This is a genomic window from Paenibacillus sp. FSL K6-2393 (genome assembly GCF_038002545.1).
In the GTDB taxonomy this organism is placed as follows: Bacteria; Bacillota; Bacilli; order Paenibacillales; family Paenibacillaceae; genus Paenibacillus.
Window position 1 is genome coordinate 5455262 of record NZ_JBBOCU010000001.1, and the last position, 23053, is coordinate 5478314.

At 45.5% G+C, this 23053-nt stretch carries 21 protein-coding genes and 1 other annotated feature; of the genes, 4 read left to right on the top strand and 17 right to left on the bottom strand.

The genetic code is table 11. The features are described 5' to 3' along the window. Positions 1-57: 57 nt before the first annotated feature. The 6 genes from rhaD to MHI14_RS24325 form a co-directional block, all read right to left on the bottom strand. The gene (gene rhaD, locus MHI14_RS24300; RefSeq protein ID WP_133386749.1) at positions 58-903 is read right to left on the bottom strand and encodes a rhamnulose-1-phosphate aldolase; all 846 of its coding nucleotides are present in this window, start codon (positions 901-903) and stop codon (positions 58-60) included. 382 nt (positions 904-1285) lie between these two features. Then, positions 1286-1807 (bottom strand): GNAT family N-acetyltransferase, encoded by a 522-nt coding sequence (locus MHI14_RS24305; RefSeq protein ID WP_341131403.1) that lies wholly within the window; start codon positions 1805-1807, stop codon positions 1286-1288. Between the two features lie 280 nt (positions 1808-2087). Continuing rightward, the gene (locus MHI14_RS24310; RefSeq protein WP_091033737.1) at positions 2088-2375 is read right to left on the bottom strand and encodes a hypothetical protein; all 288 of its coding nucleotides are present in this window, start codon (positions 2373-2375) and stop codon (positions 2088-2090) included. A gap of 190 nt (positions 2376-2565) precedes the next feature. Beyond that, on the bottom strand, positions 2566-3054 hold the full coding sequence (locus MHI14_RS24315; RefSeq protein ID WP_341131404.1) for a DinB family protein: 489 nt from the start codon (positions 3052-3054) through the stop codon (positions 2566-2568). Between the two features lie 27 nt (positions 3055-3081). After that, positions 3082-4017, bottom strand: coding sequence for a helix-turn-helix domain-containing protein (locus tag MHI14_RS24320; RefSeq protein WP_341131405.1), 936 nt, complete (start codon positions 4015-4017; stop codon positions 3082-3084). Between the two features lie 240 nt (positions 4018-4257). Continuing rightward, positions 4258-5124, bottom strand: coding sequence for an AraC family transcriptional regulator (locus MHI14_RS24325; protein ID WP_240768260.1), 867 nt, complete (start codon positions 5122-5124; stop codon positions 4258-4260). Between the two features lie 93 nt (positions 5125-5217). Here MHI14_RS24325 and MHI14_RS24330 point away from each other — a divergent pair, with 93 nt between their 5' ends. The 3 genes from MHI14_RS24330 (at position 5218) to MHI14_RS24340 (ending at position 10736) form a co-directional block, all read left to right on the top strand. After that, a complete protein-coding gene (locus tag MHI14_RS24330) occupies positions 5218-8337 on the top strand; it encodes a glycoside hydrolase family 2 TIM barrel-domain containing protein (RefSeq protein WP_341131406.1) in 3120 nt (1039 codons plus the stop codon). Between the two features lie 177 nt (positions 8338-8514). Continuing rightward, the gene (locus tag MHI14_RS24335; protein WP_341131407.1) at positions 8515-9942 is read left to right on the top strand and encodes a VanZ family protein; all 1428 of its coding nucleotides are present in this window, start codon (positions 8515-8517) and stop codon (positions 9940-9942) included. A gap of 107 nt (positions 9943-10049) precedes the next feature. Next, the gene (locus MHI14_RS24340; RefSeq protein WP_341131408.1) at positions 10050-10736 is read left to right on the top strand and encodes a hypothetical protein; all 687 of its coding nucleotides are present in this window, start codon (positions 10050-10052) and stop codon (positions 10734-10736) included. A 117-nt stretch (positions 10737-10853) separates the two neighbouring features. Here the strand turns inward: MHI14_RS24340 and MHI14_RS24345 are convergent, their stop codons facing one another. The 10 genes from MHI14_RS24345 to MHI14_RS24390 form a co-directional block, all read right to left on the bottom strand. Then, on the bottom strand, positions 10854-11201 hold the full coding sequence (locus MHI14_RS24345; protein WP_341131409.1) for a hypothetical protein: 348 nt from the start codon (positions 11199-11201) through the stop codon (positions 10854-10856). Positions 11202-11328: 127 nt separating this feature from the next. Continuing rightward, positions 11329-11565, bottom strand: a complete 237-nt coding sequence (locus MHI14_RS24350; RefSeq protein ID WP_341131410.1) for a hypothetical protein — start codon at positions 11563-11565, stop codon at positions 11329-11331. Positions 11566-11612: 47 nt separating this feature from the next. Then, positions 11613-12044, bottom strand: a complete 432-nt coding sequence (locus tag MHI14_RS24355; RefSeq protein WP_289391498.1) for a hypothetical protein — start codon at positions 12042-12044, stop codon at positions 11613-11615. 226 nt (positions 12045-12270) lie between these two features. Beyond that, positions 12271-13905 carry a chaperonin GroEL gene (gene groL / locus MHI14_RS24360; protein ID WP_036611259.1) on the bottom strand — a complete coding sequence of 545 codons (1635 nt, stop codon included), beginning with the start codon at positions 13903-13905 and terminating at the stop codon, positions 12271-12273. A gap of 73 nt (positions 13906-13978) precedes the next feature. Continuing rightward, positions 13979-14260 carry a co-chaperone GroES gene (groES, locus tag MHI14_RS24365; protein WP_017690077.1) on the bottom strand — a complete coding sequence of 94 codons (282 nt, stop codon included), beginning with the start codon at positions 14258-14260 and terminating at the stop codon, positions 13979-13981. A gap of 400 nt (positions 14261-14660) precedes the next feature. Continuing rightward, positions 14661-15443 carry a twin-arginine translocase subunit TatC gene (gene tatC, locus MHI14_RS24370; protein ID WP_091033760.1) on the bottom strand — a complete coding sequence of 261 codons (783 nt, stop codon included), beginning with the start codon at positions 15441-15443 and terminating at the stop codon, positions 14661-14663. A gap of 78 nt (positions 15444-15521) precedes the next feature. Then, on the bottom strand, positions 15522-15770 hold the full coding sequence (tatA, locus tag MHI14_RS24375) for a twin-arginine translocase TatA/TatE family subunit (RefSeq protein ID WP_036668966.1): 249 nt from the start codon (positions 15768-15770) through the stop codon (positions 15522-15524). Positions 15771-15978: 208 nt separating this feature from the next. Next, positions 15979-16464, bottom strand: coding sequence for a MogA/MoaB family molybdenum cofactor biosynthesis protein (locus MHI14_RS24380; RefSeq protein WP_017690080.1), 486 nt, complete (start codon positions 16462-16464; stop codon positions 15979-15981). Positions 16465-16501: 37 nt separating this feature from the next. Further along, on the bottom strand, positions 16502-17005 hold the full coding sequence (moaC, locus tag MHI14_RS24385) for a cyclic pyranopterin monophosphate synthase MoaC (protein WP_223869015.1): 504 nt from the start codon (positions 17003-17005) through the stop codon (positions 16502-16504). A 15-nt stretch (positions 17006-17020) separates the two neighbouring features. Next, positions 17021-17659: a 5-formyltetrahydrofolate cyclo-ligase gene (locus MHI14_RS24390; RefSeq protein WP_341131411.1), complete on the bottom strand. Its 639-nt coding sequence runs from the start codon at positions 17657-17659 to the stop codon at positions 17021-17023. A gap of 279 nt (positions 17660-17938) precedes the next feature. Between MHI14_RS24390 and MHI14_RS24395 the strand changes: the two genes are divergently transcribed. Beyond that, complete coding sequence (locus MHI14_RS24395; RefSeq protein WP_091033765.1) at positions 17939-19897, top strand: ABC-F family ATP-binding cassette domain-containing protein; 1959 nt, start codon at positions 17939-17941, stop codon at positions 19895-19897. Positions 19898-20548: 651 nt separating this feature from the next. Here MHI14_RS24395 and MHI14_RS24400 read toward each other — a convergent pair. Continuing rightward, on the bottom strand, positions 20549-22108 hold the full coding sequence (locus MHI14_RS24400; RefSeq protein ID WP_091033768.1) for a 2-isopropylmalate synthase: 1560 nt from the start codon (positions 22106-22108) through the stop codon (positions 20549-20551). 331 nt (positions 22109-22439) lie between these two features. Further along, positions 22440-22779: a binding site (T-box leader), on the bottom strand. Between the last annotated feature and the right edge of the window lie 274 nt (positions 22780-23053).

Genomic DNA, 23053 nt, shown 5'->3' on the forward strand with positions numbered 1-23053 from the left:
AATAGCCTTTGGTTCAATGAACCAAAAGCCACTTCCTTGATCTATGCGTTGACTATTTTAACTGCCCAGAATGCCGGGACGAGGGGTAACACCAAACGCTTGCGCAAGCGTGGTTAGCTGCTCATCTGTAATTCTCTGCCGGATCTCGTGACCAGCAACCAGCATATATACTTGGGCTGCCTTCTCAATGGTCTCAATCAGACCAAATGCCTCGTCAATCGTTGTTCCTGTTCCAAAGATGCCATGTTGCGGCCAGATGACCGCGTGGTATTCTTTCATTTTCTCAGCCGTTTCGCGGCCAATCTCATTCGATCCAGGAATCATCCATGGAATAATACCAATCCCATCCGGGAATACAACTACACACTCCGTGCACATCTGCCACAGCGTCTTCGTGAATTTTGCTTCATCCAATTCGTGGATAAACGTCATAGCCAATACATGAGTGGCATGGTTGTGCATGACAACCCGGTGGTTGGGGTCTAATTTCAGACGTTCGATATGGCTCATGAAATGTGTAGGCAACTCACTTGTTGGGTTGGCCCCCGACTTCAATCCCCAGAGCACTTCCAGCTCCTGTCCATCCTGCGATACACGCAGCAACCCTAGATTACTCTCCGGATCAGCGAGTACATTTTTGAAATATTTACCCGATGCGGTCACGATAAAATACTTGCCTGCCAGCTCCTGCACCGAAAATGCCGGTTTGATCTTGCGAATCACATGATGGATATCGATATATTGGGTAACTTCCTCTTCCTCCAGCAGATAGCTGACATTACCGCCATTACGCTCATCCCAGCCATTTTTCCACATATGTTGTGTAATCTCAGCCATCTCACGGACAAATGGAATATGGAAACCTGCAGCCTGCGTTGTTTCATTGGTAAGGGTCACGTTCATGATCAATCTCTCCTTATATTGAAAATCAAATGGCTTGCTACGTACATAGTAAGTTCCTTATTTCACATTCATTATATCTTTGTTTATCTTTGATAGTCAATAATAAACACAGAATTAAACTTTTATTTATTTTTGTTTAGTTTTGTTTATTTGAAAATCAAACAAAAAAATACCCCACCGGCGCCCGGCGGGGTCAGTCACACATCTATTTAACACGAGAAGGGGTTTACAAGAGTTATCTTACCTCTGCTACCTTAATAGAAGCTGAAAGCGAAATAAAAAAAGCATGAAAACCAGGTTGATATACAGTAGACCACATTTCTCATATAAATGAATTCACTTCATTAGGATAGCCTATGGCCTGTCCCTATTCGAAGCATATTTACGGTTTTTTCAGCACATAGGACGGATGCATTAATCCTGTCGGTTCATACTGTTTGTCACCTGTATACTCAAATCCCAGCTTCATCAAGATGTGACGTGACACTTCATTGTCCGGATGATGCCCGGCAAACAGTGCCTTCACATTCATTTTGTCAAAGGCATAACCAATTACCGCCCGCGCCGCTTCCTGCGCATACCCTTTGCCCCAGTGATCCCGGGTTAGATGAAATCCCAATTCATAGATCTCCTCTTCTGGAGAATACGGACGCAGGCCACAGCAACCGACAAACACCTCCGACTCTTTCTCAAAAAGGGGCCAATATTGCACACCCGCTTCCTTCTGCCTTTGAATCTCCTGTGTCAATCGCGCTTCTACTTCATCCTCGCTCAGGAACCCCTTGCTGCTAATCCATTTGGCAACCTCATGATCGCCCCACAATGCAAACGCCAGCGCACGATCTCCTTCGTTCCAAGTCGCACATTCCAACCGTTCAGTTTCAAATAAGATTGTTCTGTTCATCATCGACTAACCTCCTCTATGCCAACACCAGTTCACGTGCAGCTTATACCTTAAATTAATCGAATGACCGCCAAAGTAAACAAACCTGTATAAAGGCGCTGTTAAATTTTAAGGGTAATACGTATTTATTATTTACCAAGAAAAATTTTAAAAGCATTGAATACAGATGTAATCGTAAACCAGCCACTTAATTAATTTAAATCTATGTATATCCATAAAAAAAGAAGACCCCCGTCGACAAGATGTCCGACAGAGGTCATTCCATTTCAGTCCACACCAATTACAAATCTGCTACGGCAAATTGAATTGTTCCGGAAGCTGCGCCTCCAAGGTTAGCTAACAAGGCAAAAACCAGAACTCCACCTGCAGAAATGGTAAGGCTGCTGTTTACAGGAATAACGTAAGTGACTACAGGTTCATTAACACGTGTTATTACGAGAGATACTGGAAATGGTCCAAAGTTGTTCACTGTAGCGCTGGCATTGGTGCCTCCAGCCAAGTTTTCGTAGTAAGACTTGCCTACACCGGCTGGAAGATTGTAAAACTGTTGCGGTAAAAGGATGGCCATCGAAATCACCTCCTTTTGCTGTGATACGGTATTCTATGCTTGAAATCTATTAAAGCAACGGTGAATTACCAGCGTCATAATGTCCAATTTTGATAGACTTCATAGATTGATAGACGACTGTACGCAAAAAAAAGCCCCACCGGACCATCCGGTGGGGCTAACTAAGCTTACTTTATTATTACAGGTTTAATTACGCATACAGCATGAAAAAGTTCAGTTCATGGCCCTGCTGCTTGAGATAGTTATACAGCTGCGAACGGTGATGGAATACATGCGTTACCGTTTCAATCTGCCATTGAACCTGCAAATGACCATGTTCCATATAAAAAGCTTTCGTTGAACGATTCAAAAAGTCATCTTCGCTCAATCCCGTGATATAGGCTTTGTAGGATTCGAAATTGCTCCATAATGTTGCTTCAAGCTTCTCGATATCCTCAACCCCCGACAGGCTATTCTCCACCAGCCCAACCTCAGCTTCACCTTTTTCCTGCATAATGGCAAGATCGGATGCGGTAATCTGGATAAAATGATGCACTAGCTCCACCAATGAACGCATATTCTCCTGTGGACGATAAGACCAATCCTCCGAACGGATCAAGCGAATTAACGAAGCCCCCGTACGTACGCCTGTTTCCAATTCATTTAACAAGTGATCCCGAATCTGCAATGTTCCATTCATATATGATGTCTCCCTTACCTTTTATTCTCACGATTTAAGTATAACCGACGTTTCTACAGATCTATTGTACAAATCGGACAACATCCTGCCATGCTCTCTGGCTGCCGTCAATGGAGTCTCTCCATAAAACTTGCGAAATTGCCGAATCAGATGGGCTTGGTCAAAAAATCCATGATTCTGGGCAAGCATTGCCCAGTCTGCCGTGTTTCCCTGATGAATATCGCTCAGCACACGATGAAAACGAACCACCTCACTGAATCGTTTGGGGCTGATTCCGACCCATTCCGAGAACTTGCGATGCAACTGCCGTTCACTAATCACTTCACGCATCGCCAGCTCTTGGACAGTCATACGTCCCCCATCTATAAAGATGCGGTGCAGCACGTTTTTCATCAAATTGTTCTCAGATGTGCTTGCCTGCACGGGCAACGGACTCAAGTACGCATTCATAACCTCTACTCGCTCTGCAAAACTATTCGTTTCGGCCATCCGTTCCTGAAGCTCGTTAAGCTTCTCCGGCCAACATTCCTGAAGGGCAATTCGCTTATCCGTAAACCACTCCAGAGACATGCCATGGAAGACATGCGCTCCACCCGGGAAGAACCGGACACCAAAGGTGTAGTCTCCAGCAGGGGAACCATCATCGGATGGCTCAGGTACAGCGAATGGCTGTGTATAATTGCCACAGTAAGCATAGGAGTGCTTTGAACAGACCGAGTCGTATGTAATCAGCATGTCCGTGCAACCATCCGGTAATACCCGGGCAGGTACTGTCGTCATCGATCGCTCTGGACCTTCTCTCTTAGCAACATCCGCATGTGTTTTAGGAAGAGATCCTGATTCCCAATAACAGGCCACATAAGCCATCAGACCGGCAGCAGGTATTTTCTCAACATAATAACTGTTAGGGTACGTTCCATTCATCTGAATAGGTTTAAACAACGGGTGCAAGCTGTGATCCACAATTCCATCCTCCGATCACTAGAGTTGGTTACACATTATGTATTTATCTATCATACCATCAACCGAAGAAATGAAGAAAAAAAGTGCCCTACCGGAGGACAATCCGATAGGGCCAGTCACACATCTATTTAACACGAGAAGGGGTTTACAAGACTTATCTTACCTTCCCAACCTTAATGGAAACTGAAATTGGGATGAATAACAGATCAAAATTCAAAATGAATAACAGCATTCAGACTTTCAATTCAGTCCGTGCAGTTTGCGAAAACGCTCTGGACTCATGCCTGTATGCCTTTTGAACATCGCACAGAAATAACTGGCATTCTCGTAACCCACCCGATCAGCAACTTCATATATTCGAAGCTCTCTCTCACTGAACATAAGTTGTTTGCTTCGATTGATCCGTTCCTGGTTCACGTAAAATACAGGTCTGGTATGGAGTGCTCTCTGAAACAGCCTGCACAAATATTGGGGAGATACCACAGCCACATCGGCAAGTTCCTTCAGGGAAAGTGAACGATCCAGATGCTCTGCGATATAACGCAGCACAGGCTTCAAGCGCTCCAGTTCATCATTATAATTGGCGGATGCGATGAGCAGTGGCTTCAGATCCAGCAGCAGGGCATATAATTGTTTGGAGCATTCCACATCGTAATCTGCGTAATCCGTATCACCGCCATTCTCTCCTCTAACCAGAAGTTGCTCCAGGCCACGCAGCAGCGTTGCTGTCCTGAGTCTGCATACGCGTGAACCGGTTATCCCCGCATAAGATAATAACTGGCTGGCTTCTCTCCCCTGAAATGAGACCCAAGCCAGCTCCCAGCGGTCACTGATGGGCATATATCGATGCGGAACATCGGGATACAGAAAGAAAACGTCACCCGGTCCGACAATATACTCGTCTTCTTGTATAATCAGCCTCCCCTGACCATGAATAATCTGATGGATCTGATAATCCGGGAATCCCTCTGGACGCTCGGTTTCATATTGGTGTTCCCAGTAACCAACCGTGGTCATATAGATCGGCAGGCGAGCAGCTTCTTCTGTTTTACCAAAAAAAATCCGGGTATCCATCCAGTACACCACTTTCTTCATCGTTAGTTTCATATTGTGATATATATGGGCAATATTCTTTATTCTCTAAGTCATCATTCAATTCTATAATGACAATATTATAACATTTCAGAAGGAGTTGCTGTTATGCGAAAGAAACTGGTACACACCCCTCCGGCAAATGGATACCCGGAATGGAACAACAATCCCGAGACTTTTCAAGTAGGACGTCTACCTGCACATGCGTCTATGGTAGCGTTTCCATCTGTAGCAGAAGCGTTATCCAATGAATCCAGCGCATCACCATGGTACGAATCACTGAATGGTCAGTGGAAGTTTGCCTTTGCGGAGACACCGGAGCAACGGATTACATCCTTTTATGAGAACAACTATGATGCCAGTGACTGGGACGAGATCGTCGTTCCCTCCAACTGGCAGCTACAAGGTTACGATTATCCCCAATATACGAATATGACCTATCCGTGGGTCGAACGCGAGCCTGAATTGAAGCCACCATTTGCACCAACAAGTTATAATCCGGTGGGTTCGTATATCCGTACGTTTACGGTTCCTGCTGACTGGAAAGACCGTCCTGTCCTGCTGCACTTTGAGGGCGTTGAATCTGCCTTTTATGTATGGGTGAACGGAGAGCTGGTCGGTTATAGTGAAGACACGTTCACGCCCGCAGAATTCGATATTACTTCGTATCTAACGGAAGGTGAGAACAAGCTGGCTGTGGAGGTATATCGCTGGTGTGATGCGAGCTGGCTGGAGAATCAGGATTTCTGGCGGTTAAGTGGCATCTTCCGTGGTGTATACCTGCATTCCCCTTCCCCGATTCAGATCGCCGATTTCTTTGTTCGCACTGAACTGGATGACGCGTATCAGGATGCGGAGCTACTGCTGGATTTGAAATTATTTAATCATAATGCCGCGCAGACTACTGCCGGATTGTCCGTTCAGGCGCAGCTTTATGATGCACAGCAGCAGACTGTACTGAAGCAGCCACTTACTGCGGCGGTTACTTTCCAGGGTGAGGATGAACTTTCATTCCAGTTGGCAGCAGAGGTTATCAATCCGCTTCTATGGAGTGCCGAGTTCCCTCATCTATATACACTTGTGCTGTCCATTCAGAATGAATCGGGCGAAACACTGGAGGCTGTTCGCAGCCGGATTGGATTCCGCAAGTTTGAACTGAAGGACGGCCTGATGCAAATCAATGGCAAACGCATTGTGTTCAAAGGCGTGAATCGTCATGAATTTTCCCCGGATAAGGGTCGAGCCATTGGGCGGGAAGACATGATCCGTGACATCGAGCTGATGAAGTCCTATAACGTTAACGCGGTGCGCACATCCCATTATCCGAATCAGTCACTCTGGTACGAACTGTGTGATGAATACGGCCTCTATGTCATTGACGAAACGAATCTGGAAACTCACGGCACATGGTATTATGGGCAAAAGGAAATGAATGAAAATAACATTCCCGCAAGCAAGCCGGAATGGCGTAATAATGTAATCGATCGCTGTAACTCGATGTTCCAACGGGACAAAAACCATCCGTCCGTTATTATCTGGTCTCTGGGTAATGAATCCTTCGGCGGCGATAATTTTATCGCCATGTACGATTATCTGAAACAAGTCGATCCAACCCGTCTCGTTCATTATGAAGGGACTTTCCATTATCGTCCTTCCGATTCGGCAAGCGACATTGAATCGACGATGTATATCAGCCCACAAGATGTGGAGCAATACGCGCGCATGAAGGGTCCGAAGAAACCTTATATTATCTGCGAATACAGCCATGCCATGGGTAACTCCTGTGGAGGTCTGCATCTGTATTGGGATTTGTTCGATAAATATGATGTGTTGCAGGGTGCATTCATCTGGGACTGGGTCGATCAGTCCATTCGTACCACTACGGCAGACGGTGTAGAATATTTCGCTTATGGCGGAGATTTCGGTGAATCCCCTCATGATGGCAATTTCTGCGGGAACGGACTCATTCTGGCAGATAAGACGGTTACACCGAAGCTGGAAGAAGTGAAGAAATGTTATCAGAACGTTCGTATGGAAACCATTGATGTCAAAGACGGCCTGCTGCGCATCAAAAACCAGTTCCTGTTCACGGATCTGAGCGAATATTCGCTCGTATGGACAGTAACACACGATGGTGTATCCGTAGAGAACGGCTCGTTGGATATCGCGGTACCTCCTGGCGAATCGGTTGAAGTTCGAATCCCATACACGCCATCATCCGATCTGTTCAAGGAAGCGGTGCTGACTGTATCTCTGGTTACCAAAGTAGCAACAAAATGGGCAGGAATAGGTCATGAAATCGCCTGGGATCAGTTCGTGGTATCTCCACGATTGCGTCCAATCCAAGCGGTACATCAAGGGCAAGGCAATGCGCCGCAGGTACAGGATCTGCAAGATGAATTGAAAGTGACAACGGATAAAGTAACCTTGAGCTTCAATCCAGCTACTGGCGCGTTAACGTCCTATCAGACCAACAATCAGGAGCAATTGACCGTACCTGTCCGGCCGAATTTCTGGAGAGCCATGACAGATAATGATATGGGGAACCGCCTGAATGAGCGTTCTGCGTTCTGGAGAGATGCTCACGCTACCAACAGATTAATTCGTTTCGAACACCATGCAGACGAACAAGGCATTCTCGTGACGACCGATTATACGTGGGATCAACATCCGGGATGCACACTGTCCATCACATACCGAATTGATGCGGATGGCGTACTCGAAATCAGTCAAACCCTTATTCCAGGCGTCGGCTTACCTGATCTACCGGAATTCGGTATGCTGCTGCAACTGAATAACAGCTTGGATACCATCTCTTGGTACGGCAGAGGCCCGCATGACAATTATGCAGACCGTCTAACCAGTGCACGTTTCGGCTATTACACAGGTGCGGTTCGAGATCAATTTGTTCCATATCTGAAACCACAAGAGTGTGGTAACAAAACGGATGTACGCTTCGCTGAAATAACGTCAACGGATGGTCAAAGTGGCCTGCATGTAGAAGCCACCATACCATTTGAAATCAATGCGTTGCCGTGGACACCTGAGGAATTGGAAGCAAACGATCATGTGTACAAATTACCTCAGAGCACACAGACTGTGGCGCGTATCAATTACAAACAAATGGGTGTTGGCGGAGATGACAGCTGGGGTGCACGTACCCACGCTGAATACACCTTGCCAGCCAACCGCGCGTATCACTTCACCTTTACGGTAAGACCTGTATAACATCAAGCAAGCACTGCTGGCAATATGCCGGCAGTGCTTTTTTTGTTCATACAATCTAATCTTACATTTTTGAAAGATTCGTGAAAGATAGATACATAGGAGTTACAAACACCATTGATTATACTTTAAACAAACAAGATGCTGACATTGAACACAAAATAAATGGAGGAGTTACAAATGGATTTAATACAAGTTATAGGCAGAGTATTGCCTATCTTAGCTATTGCATTGGCCGCAGGAGTTGTTGTAATCGGTATTACTTATTCAGTATATATTGCATATAGGAAAAGAGGGGGTAAAAGAAGCATAACTAACAGGCAATTTATAGCGTCATTTTTGATCTTGGGTTGGTTTGTCATTGTTATGACTTTAACCACATTTAGCAGAGGAGCTAATTATGAGGGTTGGATCAATTTAGAGCTATTCAGTGGCTATATAAATGCATGGAATCAATGGTCGTTGAGCGAATTCCAGCTCATCATTTTTAACATGTTGATGTTCGCACCATTCGGTTTTATACTTCCGCATATCGGAATGAAAACGCGTCACTTTAAGCCCGTGCTACTCATATCGCTGTTGGTAACATTGGGTATCGAAATTTTACAAATGATCACCGGTAGGGGAATATTTGAACTTGATGATATTCTACATAATACACTAGGTAGTATGGCAGGATATTTGTTGATGAGAGCGATCCTCGACAGTGTTGAGCAAAGAAAGATCACCTTAAGATCACTATGGAAGGCACTCTGCATACCACTAGTTTTTACGATGCTTTTTTCCAGTGCTTTTATCATTTATCACAACAAAGAACTTGGTAATCTCTCCATACGTCCAGCTATTTCTCAAAATATGAATCAAGTCGAAGTAACGCTTAACACAAGGTTACCGGATGAGGCCGAGAAAGTATCTCTTTATCGCAGTAGTGAAATTCACAACCTGGAATATGCCAAACGAGTTGCCTCTCTAATGAAGGATTATTTTGAATTACATCAGAAAGGTAGCATATCTATTGATGGATACAACCGAATTTGGACTTTTCTTGACAATACGGGAACAGAATATACCTTTAATTATGACGTCAGTACAGGCACATGGTGGCTGGCATCTAATATCGAAGCGAGCACTCCTGTAGAGCCGGAAGATTTAATCAAACAAGGACAAGAGTATGGCAGTTGGTTGACTCAGAATGACTTATTGCCTAAGAAAGCGATATTCAGCACGCAAAATGGAGACACGGTTCGATGGGATATCGAAAAAACAGTTACAGATATCGCGAAGGGTGACCGCGATTATGATACCGGACTAATTATGATTGTCCCATCAGCAGAACCTATGATTCCTCAGAATTTATTATACTCTATGAATAAAAATATTTATGTGCGAGTGGTTGATATTATCAGTCCGGCTGAGGCATACGAAGAAATTCCCAAGGGAAACTTTTCGATCTATAACAACTTAAAGAAAGGAGACAAACTTAGTGTGAACAAGTATGAACTGACTTACACCTATGATTCAAAAGGTTATTATCAGCCAGTTTATCGATTTGAAGGAGAGATCAATGGAGAGAATTGGGATGCCTTGATCCCAGCAGTAATGAATTGATTTCAGCTTCTGCCTGCCTTGATGTATGAGTTTGAAGTTTTTCATGAGAACATTATAATAAATGAGGTGCTCGAACGATGAAATTATTTTGATTACGAGGTGAGAATTTGCAATATCTGTTTACCGCTCTCTTCATTCTTGGTTTCATTGCTTTCTTGGGATTTCTTGTTCTGATGATCTTATCTATCCGCAAAGGTAATAGGTTGCCAATCAGATATATTTTACTAACGACGGCCTGTTTTGCAATTGCTGCAATAGGGTTGTATGGCATGCTGACTTTATCTTCGAACTCTAATCAGCCTGGAATAGATCAGCCCCCTTCTTCCCAATTCGAACTTTCTGGCCTCCATATGACTACCGATGAATTCCAAAATAAATTTAATGGCGCCGTGGGTAAATATCGACTGAATGGTTTGAGTATTACCCGCTTGAATATGAATAACTCTTCTGAGCAGGGCACTAGCGCTTTCGAGTATATATTCAATGATGAATTGCGCTTGGTTGGTGTAGTGAATGCAGATGAGAGCGTACAGGAAGTCAGGTTATATGGAACTGGTGATACGCGTAAACCAACGGGTGGAATTTTTTTGACTACTATCGCCACACTCATTCTTACAACCAATAGTGAGTACACGTATAACGATGCACAAGATGTCATCCAGGATATCGGTCTATTGGATCGCGATGTGAATCAGTCTGATTTTGATGGGGCGACAGTTCGAAATGGATTGGAATATCGCTTCAGCATTCAGGATCATGATCACTCGACTTTTGAAATAACTGTTGCGAAATGAGACCCCATTGTGTGAAAAGGCCGCTCCATGAAGGAACGGCCTAACGTGTGGAATATACTATATAATGATTCAGTAGTTGCCACCAAACCAATGATGAACACCTCCACCACGCGAGACTTACTCAAAAGTTACAATCTCACTCTGATTGTTCCAACTCATTTTAAAGGTAATCGGGTCTTTCGTTTTCTCCGCCTCAGTAACCGTTCCCGACATACTGAACGGTACCCCTTGTTCCTCAAGCGCTTTCCCCTGTTGTTTTATATTATTGCCGGTAAGGTCAAACACAAAATCCTTTATACGCTTTTCATCACCTATATAAGTAATACTATAGATCCCTGTTGATCTCTGAAGAGACACATCCCAGTTATCGCTCTTTCCGTGTAGCCTATCATCCGCACCACAAGCTGACAAAATAGATAAAAGTAATACAGTACAAAGAATCAATGGCAATTTAAATAATTTCATAAAATCCCTCCAATATAATAAAATAACCAAAAATTGAAAAATCAATCTCCATAAACGGCTGATAAATCAATTGGCTAGATTATCAGATCAGAGCTAAGCTACGTTACGTGTGATAATCATGTATAATCTATCTTGTGTATCGATCAATGTCATCGATCGCAGATTGGTGCTCTCTTCTATGATGATCTTCATGCTGACGGACGTCGTTCTTTAACTTTGCTAAGAATCCCCATCCCATAAAGACAAGTAAAAGCACGGTAATCAGTGCATAAGCAAAGCTATATAGATTCATAAAGAAGTTGATAAAAATTGCAGCAAGCATCAACCCCAGAATCCACAATGTCCACTTTGTACCCTTTCTCAAAACATTTCCTCCTCCTTTAGAGTAAATTCCCAAATCATTTATAAGCATCAGTTCCCCAGAGAAACATCTAATGCGCCAGACATCCCTTGCGCAGAAGAGGTACTCACATAATACCAACCCGTGGACAATGCTTTGTCAATAAAATATGTATGCTCTTCTCCATCTGCTGAGACAATGCCAGACTTTATTGCGGTTCCACTTGTAGATCCTTCATTGATCGTGAACGTGAAGTGTTTCGAACCCGTGTTTTTAAAACTCACTTTAACATAACTAAATCCTGCCGGAATATCAAACCGATGTGTATTTGTAGTACCTGCAAAATCTTCATTATTGATTACTGTTAATGTCGTTGCTGGAGTACTTCTAGGTTCATTTGCTTTTACTAATCTCTCTTCAGAATTGGAAGTGAAATTATAAATTAAGATGATAATAACAGCAGACACCAAACCTGCCACTATTATTTTTCTACCAGGTTTCATGATGTATGACCTCCATATCTCATTACTAAAGGAAAAAGGGGAAATCCCCCACATTGTGACTTTGATTATAAAATACTCAATAAAATAAAAACCACTCCTTAATAATTACTAAGGAGTGGTTTTTATTTATGATTTGTAACAGTGGCCGCTTCACAAATTCTTGTCACATCGTAACGAGAATCCACTCTGCCAGGCACATGATGCTTTAAAGGTTTTTACACCTTTATTACATCATGCCGCCCATTCCACCCATACCGCCCATGTCAGGCATTCCGCCACCAGCACCTGCTGGTTCTGGTTTGTCAGCGATAACTGCTTCAGTAGTCAAGAACATTGCCGCTACGGAAGCAGCGTTTTGCAATGCATAACGAGTTACTTTCGCAGGGTCAACGATACCTGCTTCGATCATGTTAACCCACTCGCCAGTTGCAGCGTTGAAGCCGATTCCTGTTTGTTCTTTTTTCAGACGTTCCACGATTACGGAACCTTCTTCGCCAGCGTTAGCTGCGATTGTGCGGATTGGTGCTTCCAGAGCACGCAGGACGATGTTTACGCCTGTTTGCTCGTCACCGGACAGAGCTACAGCCGCAACCGCGCTATATACGTTCATGAGCGCTGTACCACCACCGGATACGATACCTTCTTCAACCGCTGCGCGAGTTGCGTTCAGGGCATCTTCGATGCGAAGTTTGCGTTCTTTCAATTCTGTTTCAGTAGCCGCACCAACTTTGATGACTGCTACACCGCCGGACAATTTAGCCAGACGCTCTTGCAGTTTCTCTTTGTCGAACTCGGAAGTTGTTTCTTCCAATTGTGTACGGATTTGGCTAACACGTGCATCGATATCGGATTTGTTACCAGCACCGTCAACGATGATTGTGTTTTCTTTTGTTACGCGGATTTGACGAGCTGTACCCAGTTGTTCCACAACAGCGGATTTCAGGTCCAGACCCAGTTCTTCCGTGATCAATTGGCCACCAGTGAGGGCAGCGATGTCTTGCAGCATTGCTTTACGACGGTCACCGAATCCTGGAGCTTTAACAGCTACAGCATTGAATGTACCACGCAATTTGTTCACAACCAGCATAGCCAGTGCTTCGCCTTCGATATCTTCAGCGATCAATACCAGCGGTTTGCCTTGTTGAACGATTTTCTCAAGCAATGGCAAGATATCTTGCGTGCTGGAGATTTTTTTGTCTGTGATCAAGATGTACGGATTGTCCAAAACAGCTTCCATTTTGTCCGTATCAGTGATCATGTAAGGAGAGATGTATCCACGGTCGAATTGCATACCTTCAACCACTTCAAGCTCTGTAGCGAATCCTTTGGATTCTTCTACTGTGATTACGCCATCTTTACCTACTTTTTCCATAGCTTCAGCGATCAGTTCGCCTACTTCTTCGTCAGCTGCAGAGATTGCTGCAACTTGTGCGATGGATTGTTTGGAATCGATTGGTTTGGAGATGGATTGCAATTCAGCAACCGCAGCTTTAACCGCTTTGTCGATCCCTTTACGGATACCGATTGGGCTAGCGCCTGCAGTTACGTTTTTCAGACCTTCTGTGATCAGCGCTTGCGCCAATACAGTTGCTGTTGTAGTACCGTCACCGGCAACATCGTTGGTTTTCGTTGCTACTTCTTTAACCAGTTGTGCACCCATGTTCTCGAATGCATCTTCCAGTTCGATTTCTTTAGCAATGGTTACACCATCGTTAGTGATGAGCGGGCTTCCGAATTTTTTCTCCAGAACCACGTTACGGCCTTTAGGACCGAGTGTTACTTTTACTGCATTAGCCAATGCATCCACACCACGAAGCATGGAGCGACGAGCGTCTTCACTGAATTTAATGTCTTTAGCCATGTTAAGAAAACCTCCCTAGTTTTTGTTGGAAAATGGTCGTGCTATATGGTTCGGTTATCCGATTAAATTTGAATTAGTCGAGAATCGCGTGAATATCGCTTTCTTTCATAATCAAATATTCTTTACCTTCGAATTTGATTTCTGTACCGGCATATTTGGAGAAAATAACGCGATCTCCTTCTTTCACTTCCAGAGCTACACGTACGCCGTCTTTCAATACTCCAGCACCAACTGCAATGATTCTACCCTCTTGCGGTTTTTCTTTGGCGGAGTCCGGGAGTACGATCCCGAAAGAAGTTGTTTGTTCTTGCTCCAGTGGTTCTACCAATACGCGTTCACCTAAAGGTCTGATCATGAAAAATAGCCTCCTTTTGAAATTATATAACGTTACATTGTAGGTTGTAGCCATATGTATTAGCACTCGACAGTGTTCAGTGCTAACAACCAACTTTATGATACTCAACTTGAAGCATGATTTCAAGTCCTTTTGACGAATTCCTGCGAGAATTTACGTTGAATTTACACAAACATAGCCAAATTACACCCGCTGTGCCTGGTTCTATGTTGCAATTCACTAATCTTATTCTACGAAATTGTTTAGCCCTTCTGCAACGTTAGCGGACAGTCCCTTTCCCATTGTATCCATTGTTGAACATAATATGCCTGCTTGTCCTGTCGTGTTGGTCGGCAGTCTACAGAAATAGCCCGGATAAGAACATACCGTCTTTTCCGGGCACATTACAGCTTATCCTCATTCAACCCGCATGTTTCTTATCCTCGGCACGAACATAGCGGGATTCGATCTCTTCATCGGCTGCAAGCTGCTTGCGATATACGATTGCGGATAATAACACACTGATCTCATATAACAGGAGCAAGGGAATCATCACCAGCAGATCGGATATAAAGTCTGGAGGTGTAATAACCACCGCAATGAAGATCAGAACAAAATAAGCAACTCTGCGCATCTTGCGAAGGCGAATTGGATTCAGAATCCGCAGTCCTGTCAGAAACATAATAAGCAAAGGAAGTTCAAATAACAGGGACACAGGCAGCACGATTCCAAACAAGAAGCTGAAGTACTGTTTCATCCCGTAGGTCTCCACAAGCCCCATCTTCTCCGTAATTGCTGTCGTGAAGGCGAGTGCCATCGGAAATATAACATAATACGAAAAAGCCATACCTGTCAGAAATAAAAGAAACACATAGGGCACATACTTCAGCGTTGCTTTTCGCTCGCGCGGTTTTAGCCCCGGACTAACAAACTTCCAGATCTGATACACCGTAAACGGCAGTGTAATAATAAGTGAGAACAACCCTGCAATCTTCATGTAGATGCCAATCCCGTCCCAGAACGAGAAGGCATGTAATACAAAACCTTTTGCCGACTCTGCCTTGGTCAGATATTGGTATACCGGGTCCGCCACAAAAAATCCTGCAATCAGTCCCAGCACAAAAATGCTTAGTACATAAATCAGCCGCTTCCGCAGCTCACTCAGATGTTCCGTAATCGACATTTCTTCCATTTGCTGCGTCATGCCTGCCCCCCATTATTGCCAGCTTAAAATACAAAACCCTTCCGGCAGGAAGGGATTTCTCTTTCATTGCCGTCAAGATTATTCCGGCAGGCGTTTATCAGCAGGCTTGTCTGCAGGTGTGCTCTCAGCCGCCAGCGGTTTCGCCTTCTCCTGCTCTTTGCGATTGGACGAGTCATCCTCAGAGATAATCTCGCGAGCGCCCTCTTTGAATTCACGGAAGGTACGCCCAACTGCACGTCCCAGTTCCGGAAGTTTGTTGGGTCCAAACAACAACAATGCAATCACGGCCAGCAAAATAAACCCCGTTGGTCCAATGGAACTAAACATTGATATTCCTCCTCGTCTCAAGCTTCGAAGATGTGCATACTCGGCCAGATGTTCATAGATGTCTCTGCTGCGTTTTTAATTTAAGCCCATCATACCATAGATGTAACCACTTACATAACCCGCAAAATTCACAAATAAGAGATGTCACTAGAACAATCTAACAACGGTCATGGCTAATCGGATATCTTGCCCCAGAGTCCATGCTCGATTATTGCTTGAACTGACCCGTAACCATCAGCAGCGCTTCCGGAAGCTGATCCATAATGGCAGCCAGATGTTCATGCACACCCTTTGGTGTACCTGGCAGATTAACAATCAGCGTTCGTCCACGAATGCCACATACCCCGCGGAACAGCATTGCAGAACGGTTTTTGCTCATTACACTGTACCGCATGGCCTCTGCCATCCCGGGAACTTCCCGCTCAATTACGCGCCGGGTCGCTTCCGGAGTAATATCACGAATGGCCAGCTCCGTGCCACCGGTAGTCAGCACCAGATCGGCGTGAAAATAATCCGTCATCTCAATCAAAGCCGCAATAATCTCATCGGGTTCATCCGGAACGATACGGTACTCCACGATTTGACCACCCAGCTCTTCTTCCACCAGCTCCCGAATGACTTGTGCACTCGTATCCTCACGTTCCCCGCGGGCTCCTTTGTCACTGGCTGTCAGGATTGCTGTTCTCCACACCATAAAGATCACCCTTCTCCTCTATGAAAATAAATATTGCCTATCGGCTGTAATCACCGTTTTTGCCACCACTCTTGGAATTCAGCATGGTTGGACCGATAATCATATCTTTTTGCATGGCCTTGCACATGTCATAGACCGTCAGTGCTGCAGCTGAGGCAGCCGTGAGCGCCTCCATCTCAACACCCGTTTTGCCTTCGGTTTTGACAGTAACTTCAATGTGTAATTCATCCACTCCGTTATCATGAAAACGAATATCCACACCCGTCAGTGCCAGCGGATGGCACATCGGAATCCAGTCCGACGTTTTCTTCGCGCCTTGAATCCCGGCAATCTGAGCCACAGCCAGAACATCACCTTTACCGATTCGGCCCTCCCGAATCGCTTCCAGTGTATCTGGATTCATCGTCACCTTGGTTACGGCCACAGCCGTACGTACGGTAATTTCCTTACCCGAAATATCAACCATCCGGGCCCGCCCCTGTTCATTAAAATGGGTCAGTTTGCCACCCGAAGCCTGGCCGTTGTTCACTTCTGAACTCAATCACATCACAACCCTTTATTCGATATGTAATATACCTTCGGTTGTTATCAACAGATCAATCCGCAGATCGAGCAGGTCCATCGGGATCTCCTCTTGTAGCTGACCCGGCAATACCATCGCAGCCATCAACGGTTTCTTGCCCGTCATCACACATGTTGCTGCAAGCGTCTCGGCAAAACGATCATAATAACCGCCACCATAACCAATACGCCCTCCATGGAGATCATAACCAAGCCCCGGTACCAATACGAGATCGATATCCGGCCAATCATCAGTTGTCAGGACTTCACAGGAATCCTTAGGTTCGGGTATCCCCCATATGCCTGGCTCCAGATCCTGTTCTCCGGTCACTCGCCGTAGCTCCATTCGGGGTGGATTCGCCAATACTTTTGGTGCAAGCATCACATCTCCATGTTTCCAGCCCTCTTGAAACAGAAAAGCTGTGGACGCTTCGCTTCCATAGGACAAATAACTGAATATGACGAGTGGTCTGTTCACGACCTTACTCTTGGCCTGTCTAAGGCGTTCCAGCTCCCGCTTCACTCCAGCGTTAATCTTAGTCATTGCCTGCTGACGCATGCTTGCATCCATCAGATCACGGCTCTGTCTCAGTCTGGATCGAAGCTGACTTTTCAGTTCCGCATGATCCTGCATATCCTTGAATAACCTCCTGTTGATAGGGAAGGTAGAAAAAAGCTCTCATTAAAAACAATTTATATGTTATGACCAGTTGTCATCTTGTTGAAATGGTTAAAATGATTCATTTTCTGCAAAATCCTCATGTAATAACATGCCTTCTTTCAGTTTATCATTGATTGATCAAAAAGACTACATGCCCCATGCGTTCCCAATCGGTGCAATTGCTCTGTATTTCATGTAAACTGGGATATAGTTGTCATATCAAGAACTGGACCTATGGAGGAACTTAATTTTATGCTGCTGCAAGTATCCGGAATTATCAAACGTTTTGGTGTCGATCCAATCTTGGACGGCGTGAACTTACAAATATTAGAACGCGAGCGCATCGGCCTCGTTGGTGTAAACGGTGCAGGAAAATCCACTTTGCTCAAAATTGTAGCCGGTGAAATGTCCTATGACGGGGGACAGATTTTCAAATCCAAAGAAACAACGCTCGGTTACCTGGCTCAGAACAGCGGGCTGCAGTCCGACCGTACCATCTGGGAAGAAATGATGAACGTCTTCGCTCACCTGACACAGGCTGAAGCAGATTTGCGTCAGATGGAACGCGATATTGCCGACCCTGCCCAGATGGAAGATGAGAAAAAGTACGCGGACCTGCTGGAACGTTATGCGAAACGCTCCGATTGGTTCAAGGACCATGGCGGTTATGAGATGGAAACCCGCATTCGCAGCGTACTGCACGGGATGGGATTCGGCGAATTTTCGCCAGACACCCCTATTGCTACTCTAAGCGGCGGGCAGAAGACACGCCTTGCGCTAGCTCGTATTTTGCTTCAGGCACCCGATCTGCTCATGCTCGACGAGCCTACCAACTATCTCGATATCGCCACCCTTACTTGGTTGGAAGATTATCTGAGAGGTTATTCAGGCGCACTGCTCGTGGTATCCCATGACCGGTACTTCCTTGATCGACTCGTAACAACCATCGTGGAGATCGAACGTCACCGCTCCAAAAAATACACGGGCAATTACAGCCGTTATATGGAACTCAAAGCTGCCGAATATGAAACTCAGATGAAGCAATATGAGAAACAACAGGGTGAAATCTCCAAGATGGAGGATTTTGTTCAGAAAAATATTGTACGTGCCTCGACGACCAAGCGGGCTCAAAGCCGCCGTAAGGCCCTCGACAAAATGGAGCGCCTCGATAAACCGATGGGTGATCTGAAAAAAGCTCATTTTTCCTTCGAAACCGCCGTTATGTCCGGCAAAGAAGTGCTTCGAGTGGATCAGCTGTCTGTCGCTTATGATGAGGCTTCTCCATTGTTCCGCAATGTATCCTTCGATCTGCGGCGCGGGGAAACGGTTGCTCTGATTGGTCCAAACGGTATTGGTAAATCCACCATGCTGAAGTGCCTCACCGGAAGTTTGCGTCCGGTAACCGGGGATATCCAATGGGGAACAAAAGTGCAGATTGGCTATTATGATCAGGAGCAGACTGGGCTCAATCCGTCCAATACGGTTCTGGAAGAACTGTGGAGTGCCTATCCCGGGATGGAAGAAGCACGCATTCGGACCGTACTGGGGAACTTTTTGTTCAGCGGTGACGATGTGCTCAAGAAGATCTCCTCCCTCAGCGGCGGTGAGAAAGCACGTGTCTCTCTCTCCAAGCTGATGCTGAAGGAAGCGAATATGCTCATTCTGGATGAGCCTACGAACCATCTCGACCTGTTTGCCAAAGAAGTGCTGGAAGCGGCGTTAATGGATTATGAAGGCACTCTGCTGTTCATCTCCCATGACCGGTACTTCCTCAACAAAATGGCTGAGCGCATTGTCGAGCTTCATCCAGGCGGCACGGAACACTATCTCGGTAATTATGATGATTATGTGGAGAAGAAACAGGAGCTTGAGGACATCGCACGTGAAGCAGCTGAGGCACGTCAGGCTTCAGCCAAGAACTCGTCCAAATCCGATCTGAACACAGCCACAACCGAAAAATCCGGAGCGGCTTCATTCGAAGCGGAAAAACAGGCGAAACGTGAAGAACGTAACCGGCAACGCAAGCAGGAAGCTCTGGAACAACAGATTGCGGAGTTGGAAACGAAGATTACAGATCTTGAGGCACAGATGGCTCTGCCTGAAATCTATCAGGATTATATGAAGCTGCAAGAACTCCAGCAACAAACGGAGGAACACAAAGCAGAACTCATCAAGGCATACGAGGACTGGGAAGAACTAGCTATGGAATAGTACCAATAGTACAGACTCATAACATGGTTTGATCGCGTCCATACAAGTATAGTTGTACCATCGGCTGATTCCTTATTGGGATCAGCTTTTTGTTTGTTAAGGATGAGTATTGAAGGTATGCACCTTATGTTTTTTATGTTCCATGAGATTGAACTCTAACAAACGGAGGTTGGGAGAGCTGTTTTGGCTTTTGTCAAATTTACTCGAATGAAGAGAAATATTTTTATCCCCCTTCCCCTCACACTTATCCACAAGAAAGCAAGATAGCAAGCACATTAATAAGCTTAATTATACAGCGGTAGAATAGCCTTTTACACACAAAAACCATATTTATCCACTAAGTTATCCACTTTATCCACAACTTTGTGGATAGTAAGGAGTCATTCTATCCCCTAAACCCTTTTCGTTTCGAAAACTATACTGGTTTGACTTTGCGGTAGTTATCCACAAATTACACTGGATATGTGTATAACTATAGTCACACCTTGACAAATGCATTCTCCCGCTCCTCAATGTTCCTCCATAATAAGACAAAAGCAGACCTTTGTCGTTCAAGGCCTGCCCGTCATTTATTTACTATATGCCATGCATATTTACATCAAATCGCACTTGCTACTATTGCCGCTGTAGATGCGATCTGGCAAAGATGTTTTACGCATGCGCTTCTTGTTCATGATGTTCGGAAGACTCGGCCTTCAGCCCAGCAGCATTACAAGCCGCTACATACGCAAGACCGGCAGCCATGACGATATCATTATGTGTTGCCGTTCCCCGGAACTCACGCCCTGCACGCTCCACGGTAACTACAGCTTCTGCACTTGCACCTTCTCCCCCACTCAAGGCATGCATCTCCATATCAACAAATGCAATATCATCGGAAATGCTCTGACCAATCGCACGAATGGTCGCATCCACGGGTCCACCGCCAACAGCGGAGTAAGATTGTTCTCCAGCGCTTGTGCGAATACGTACGGCGGCCATTCGATCCGTCATGCTGCCCGCCGTCACCTGCAATTCAACCAGTTCATAGTCCTGTGCAGGAATATTCATGGTCTGGCTAACCATCTGTAATAACTGGTCATCACTGACCACTTTTTGCTGGTCTGCGGTTTCTTTGAACACCTCATACAATTGCTCCATCTGTTGCTCATCCGGTTCAAAACCGTATTTACGAACCCGATCCTTCAGGGCGTGACGACCGGAGTGTTTGCCCAAAATAATCATGCTGCGCGGAATACCCAGCGCTTCCGGGTCCATAATCTCATAGGTATTCCGATTCTTCAGCAGACCATCCTGATGGATGCCTGATTCATGCTGGAACGCATTACGTCCCACCACCGGTTTATTGTATGCAATCGGGAAGTGCATCGCCCGGCTAATCTGACGTGAAGTTTCATATAGCTGATTCAGCTTAATGTTCGTCGTTGCACCAATCGCGTCTCCCCGAGTCTCCAGCGCCATAATCAGCTCTTCCAGTGCACAGTTCCCCGTCCGTTCTCCGATACCATTAATGGTCACTTCAATCTGGGTAGCTCCATTGGCAATCGCAGCCAAACTATTGGCTACGGCCAAGCCCAGATCATTATGACAATGAGCACTATAGCGAACCTGATCGCCGCCTCTTGCACCCTCACGCACCCGGCGGAACATCTCACCATACTCATGTGGCAGAGCATAACCGACCGTATCCGGCAGATTAATAATGCTCGCTCCAGCTTCAATGGCGACTTCAACCATTTCAATCAAATCGTCCATTTTGGTACGGGCAGCGTCCATGGCTGTGAACTCTACGATGTCCGTAAACTGGCGTGCATAAGATACCATCTCACGAGCGGTAGCTACCACTTCACTGCGCGGACGGCGTAGTTGATGCTCAATATGAATATCCGAGGAAGAGATAAACAGGTGAATTCGGCGCCGTGCTGCATCCGCTGTTGCTTGAACTGCAGCATCGATATCACCTTTGACCGCACGCGCGAATCCACAGATCTCCACGTTCTGCAACTGTCTCGAAATCGCCTGAACCGCCGCGAACTCACCTGGACTGGAGATCGGGAATCCAGGCTCAATGACGTCGATACCCAGAGAAGCCAGTTGGTGTGCCAGTTCAATCTTTTGCTCGGGTTGCAGACTTGCTCCTGGTGCCTGTTCTCCATCGCGCAGTGTTGTATCAAAAATCTCAATCATGCGTTTGTTATTAGTTGTTGTCATATCCATTAACCTCCATCAAATTTTTATAAATATTTTCGTTACGATCCATGAGCCACAGATCACCCGCTAATCGCCGTCACTGTTGTTATATATTTTGTTTGTAAACGCGTATGTTGTTTGTAGCTTAGTCCTTGGTAATCATTAAAGCCTGTTGAATTTTTAGTGCCTATACTTGATGTTCGATGTTCATTACTCGTTGCAAATACTGCTTACCCTCATAACAGAGTGTACGTCGACTTACACCCTGACCTTCTGACTTTTCAATCTCCATATGGTTCTTCCCATGCCCACCCTGCTGCCGGCAGCAAACACAAATAACCCGCCATCTCATATAAGAGACGGCGGGTTATTATCCCCTCCGCGGTACCACTCTTGCTTGATGGGCCAGGCTTGCGCCAGACTCCATCCACCTCGTCGTCTCCGAGATCCAATGGATTGTGCATGTGCACACGACACCACTGGAATTCGGAGAAACACCCTATAACGGGGGTTAACCGTTGCTATGTAACACATGTTATTGTCCATCAGGACAACTGGGCGATTGATATCGTCCCCACGCTTCCACAGCTCCGTTCCCGGGCGAGATTCGAATGATTCCAGCCACTGCGTCGCACCACCCCGCAGCTCTCTGAGCGCTTTATCGTTCTACTGCTCCCGTTCATCACATTTATAATATGACCTACTTCATTCATCCTTATTTTGAAAATCAAAAAAAGCCTGCCACCTCATGCAATAATGCAAGAGACGACAGGCTGTTCACCTTCGCGGTACCACTCTTGTTGACTTCCTTCCTGTTCATTCAAGACAACCCCTGAATGCTTTCGCATATCCGGATCACTTGAAGCAGCCTGAAAGCCCCCTCAGTTATCGTCAGTTGATCCTTGTAATAACGGTCCTACCGACAACGGCCCATTCACGGAGGCAACCCGTAACCATGTACTTTGG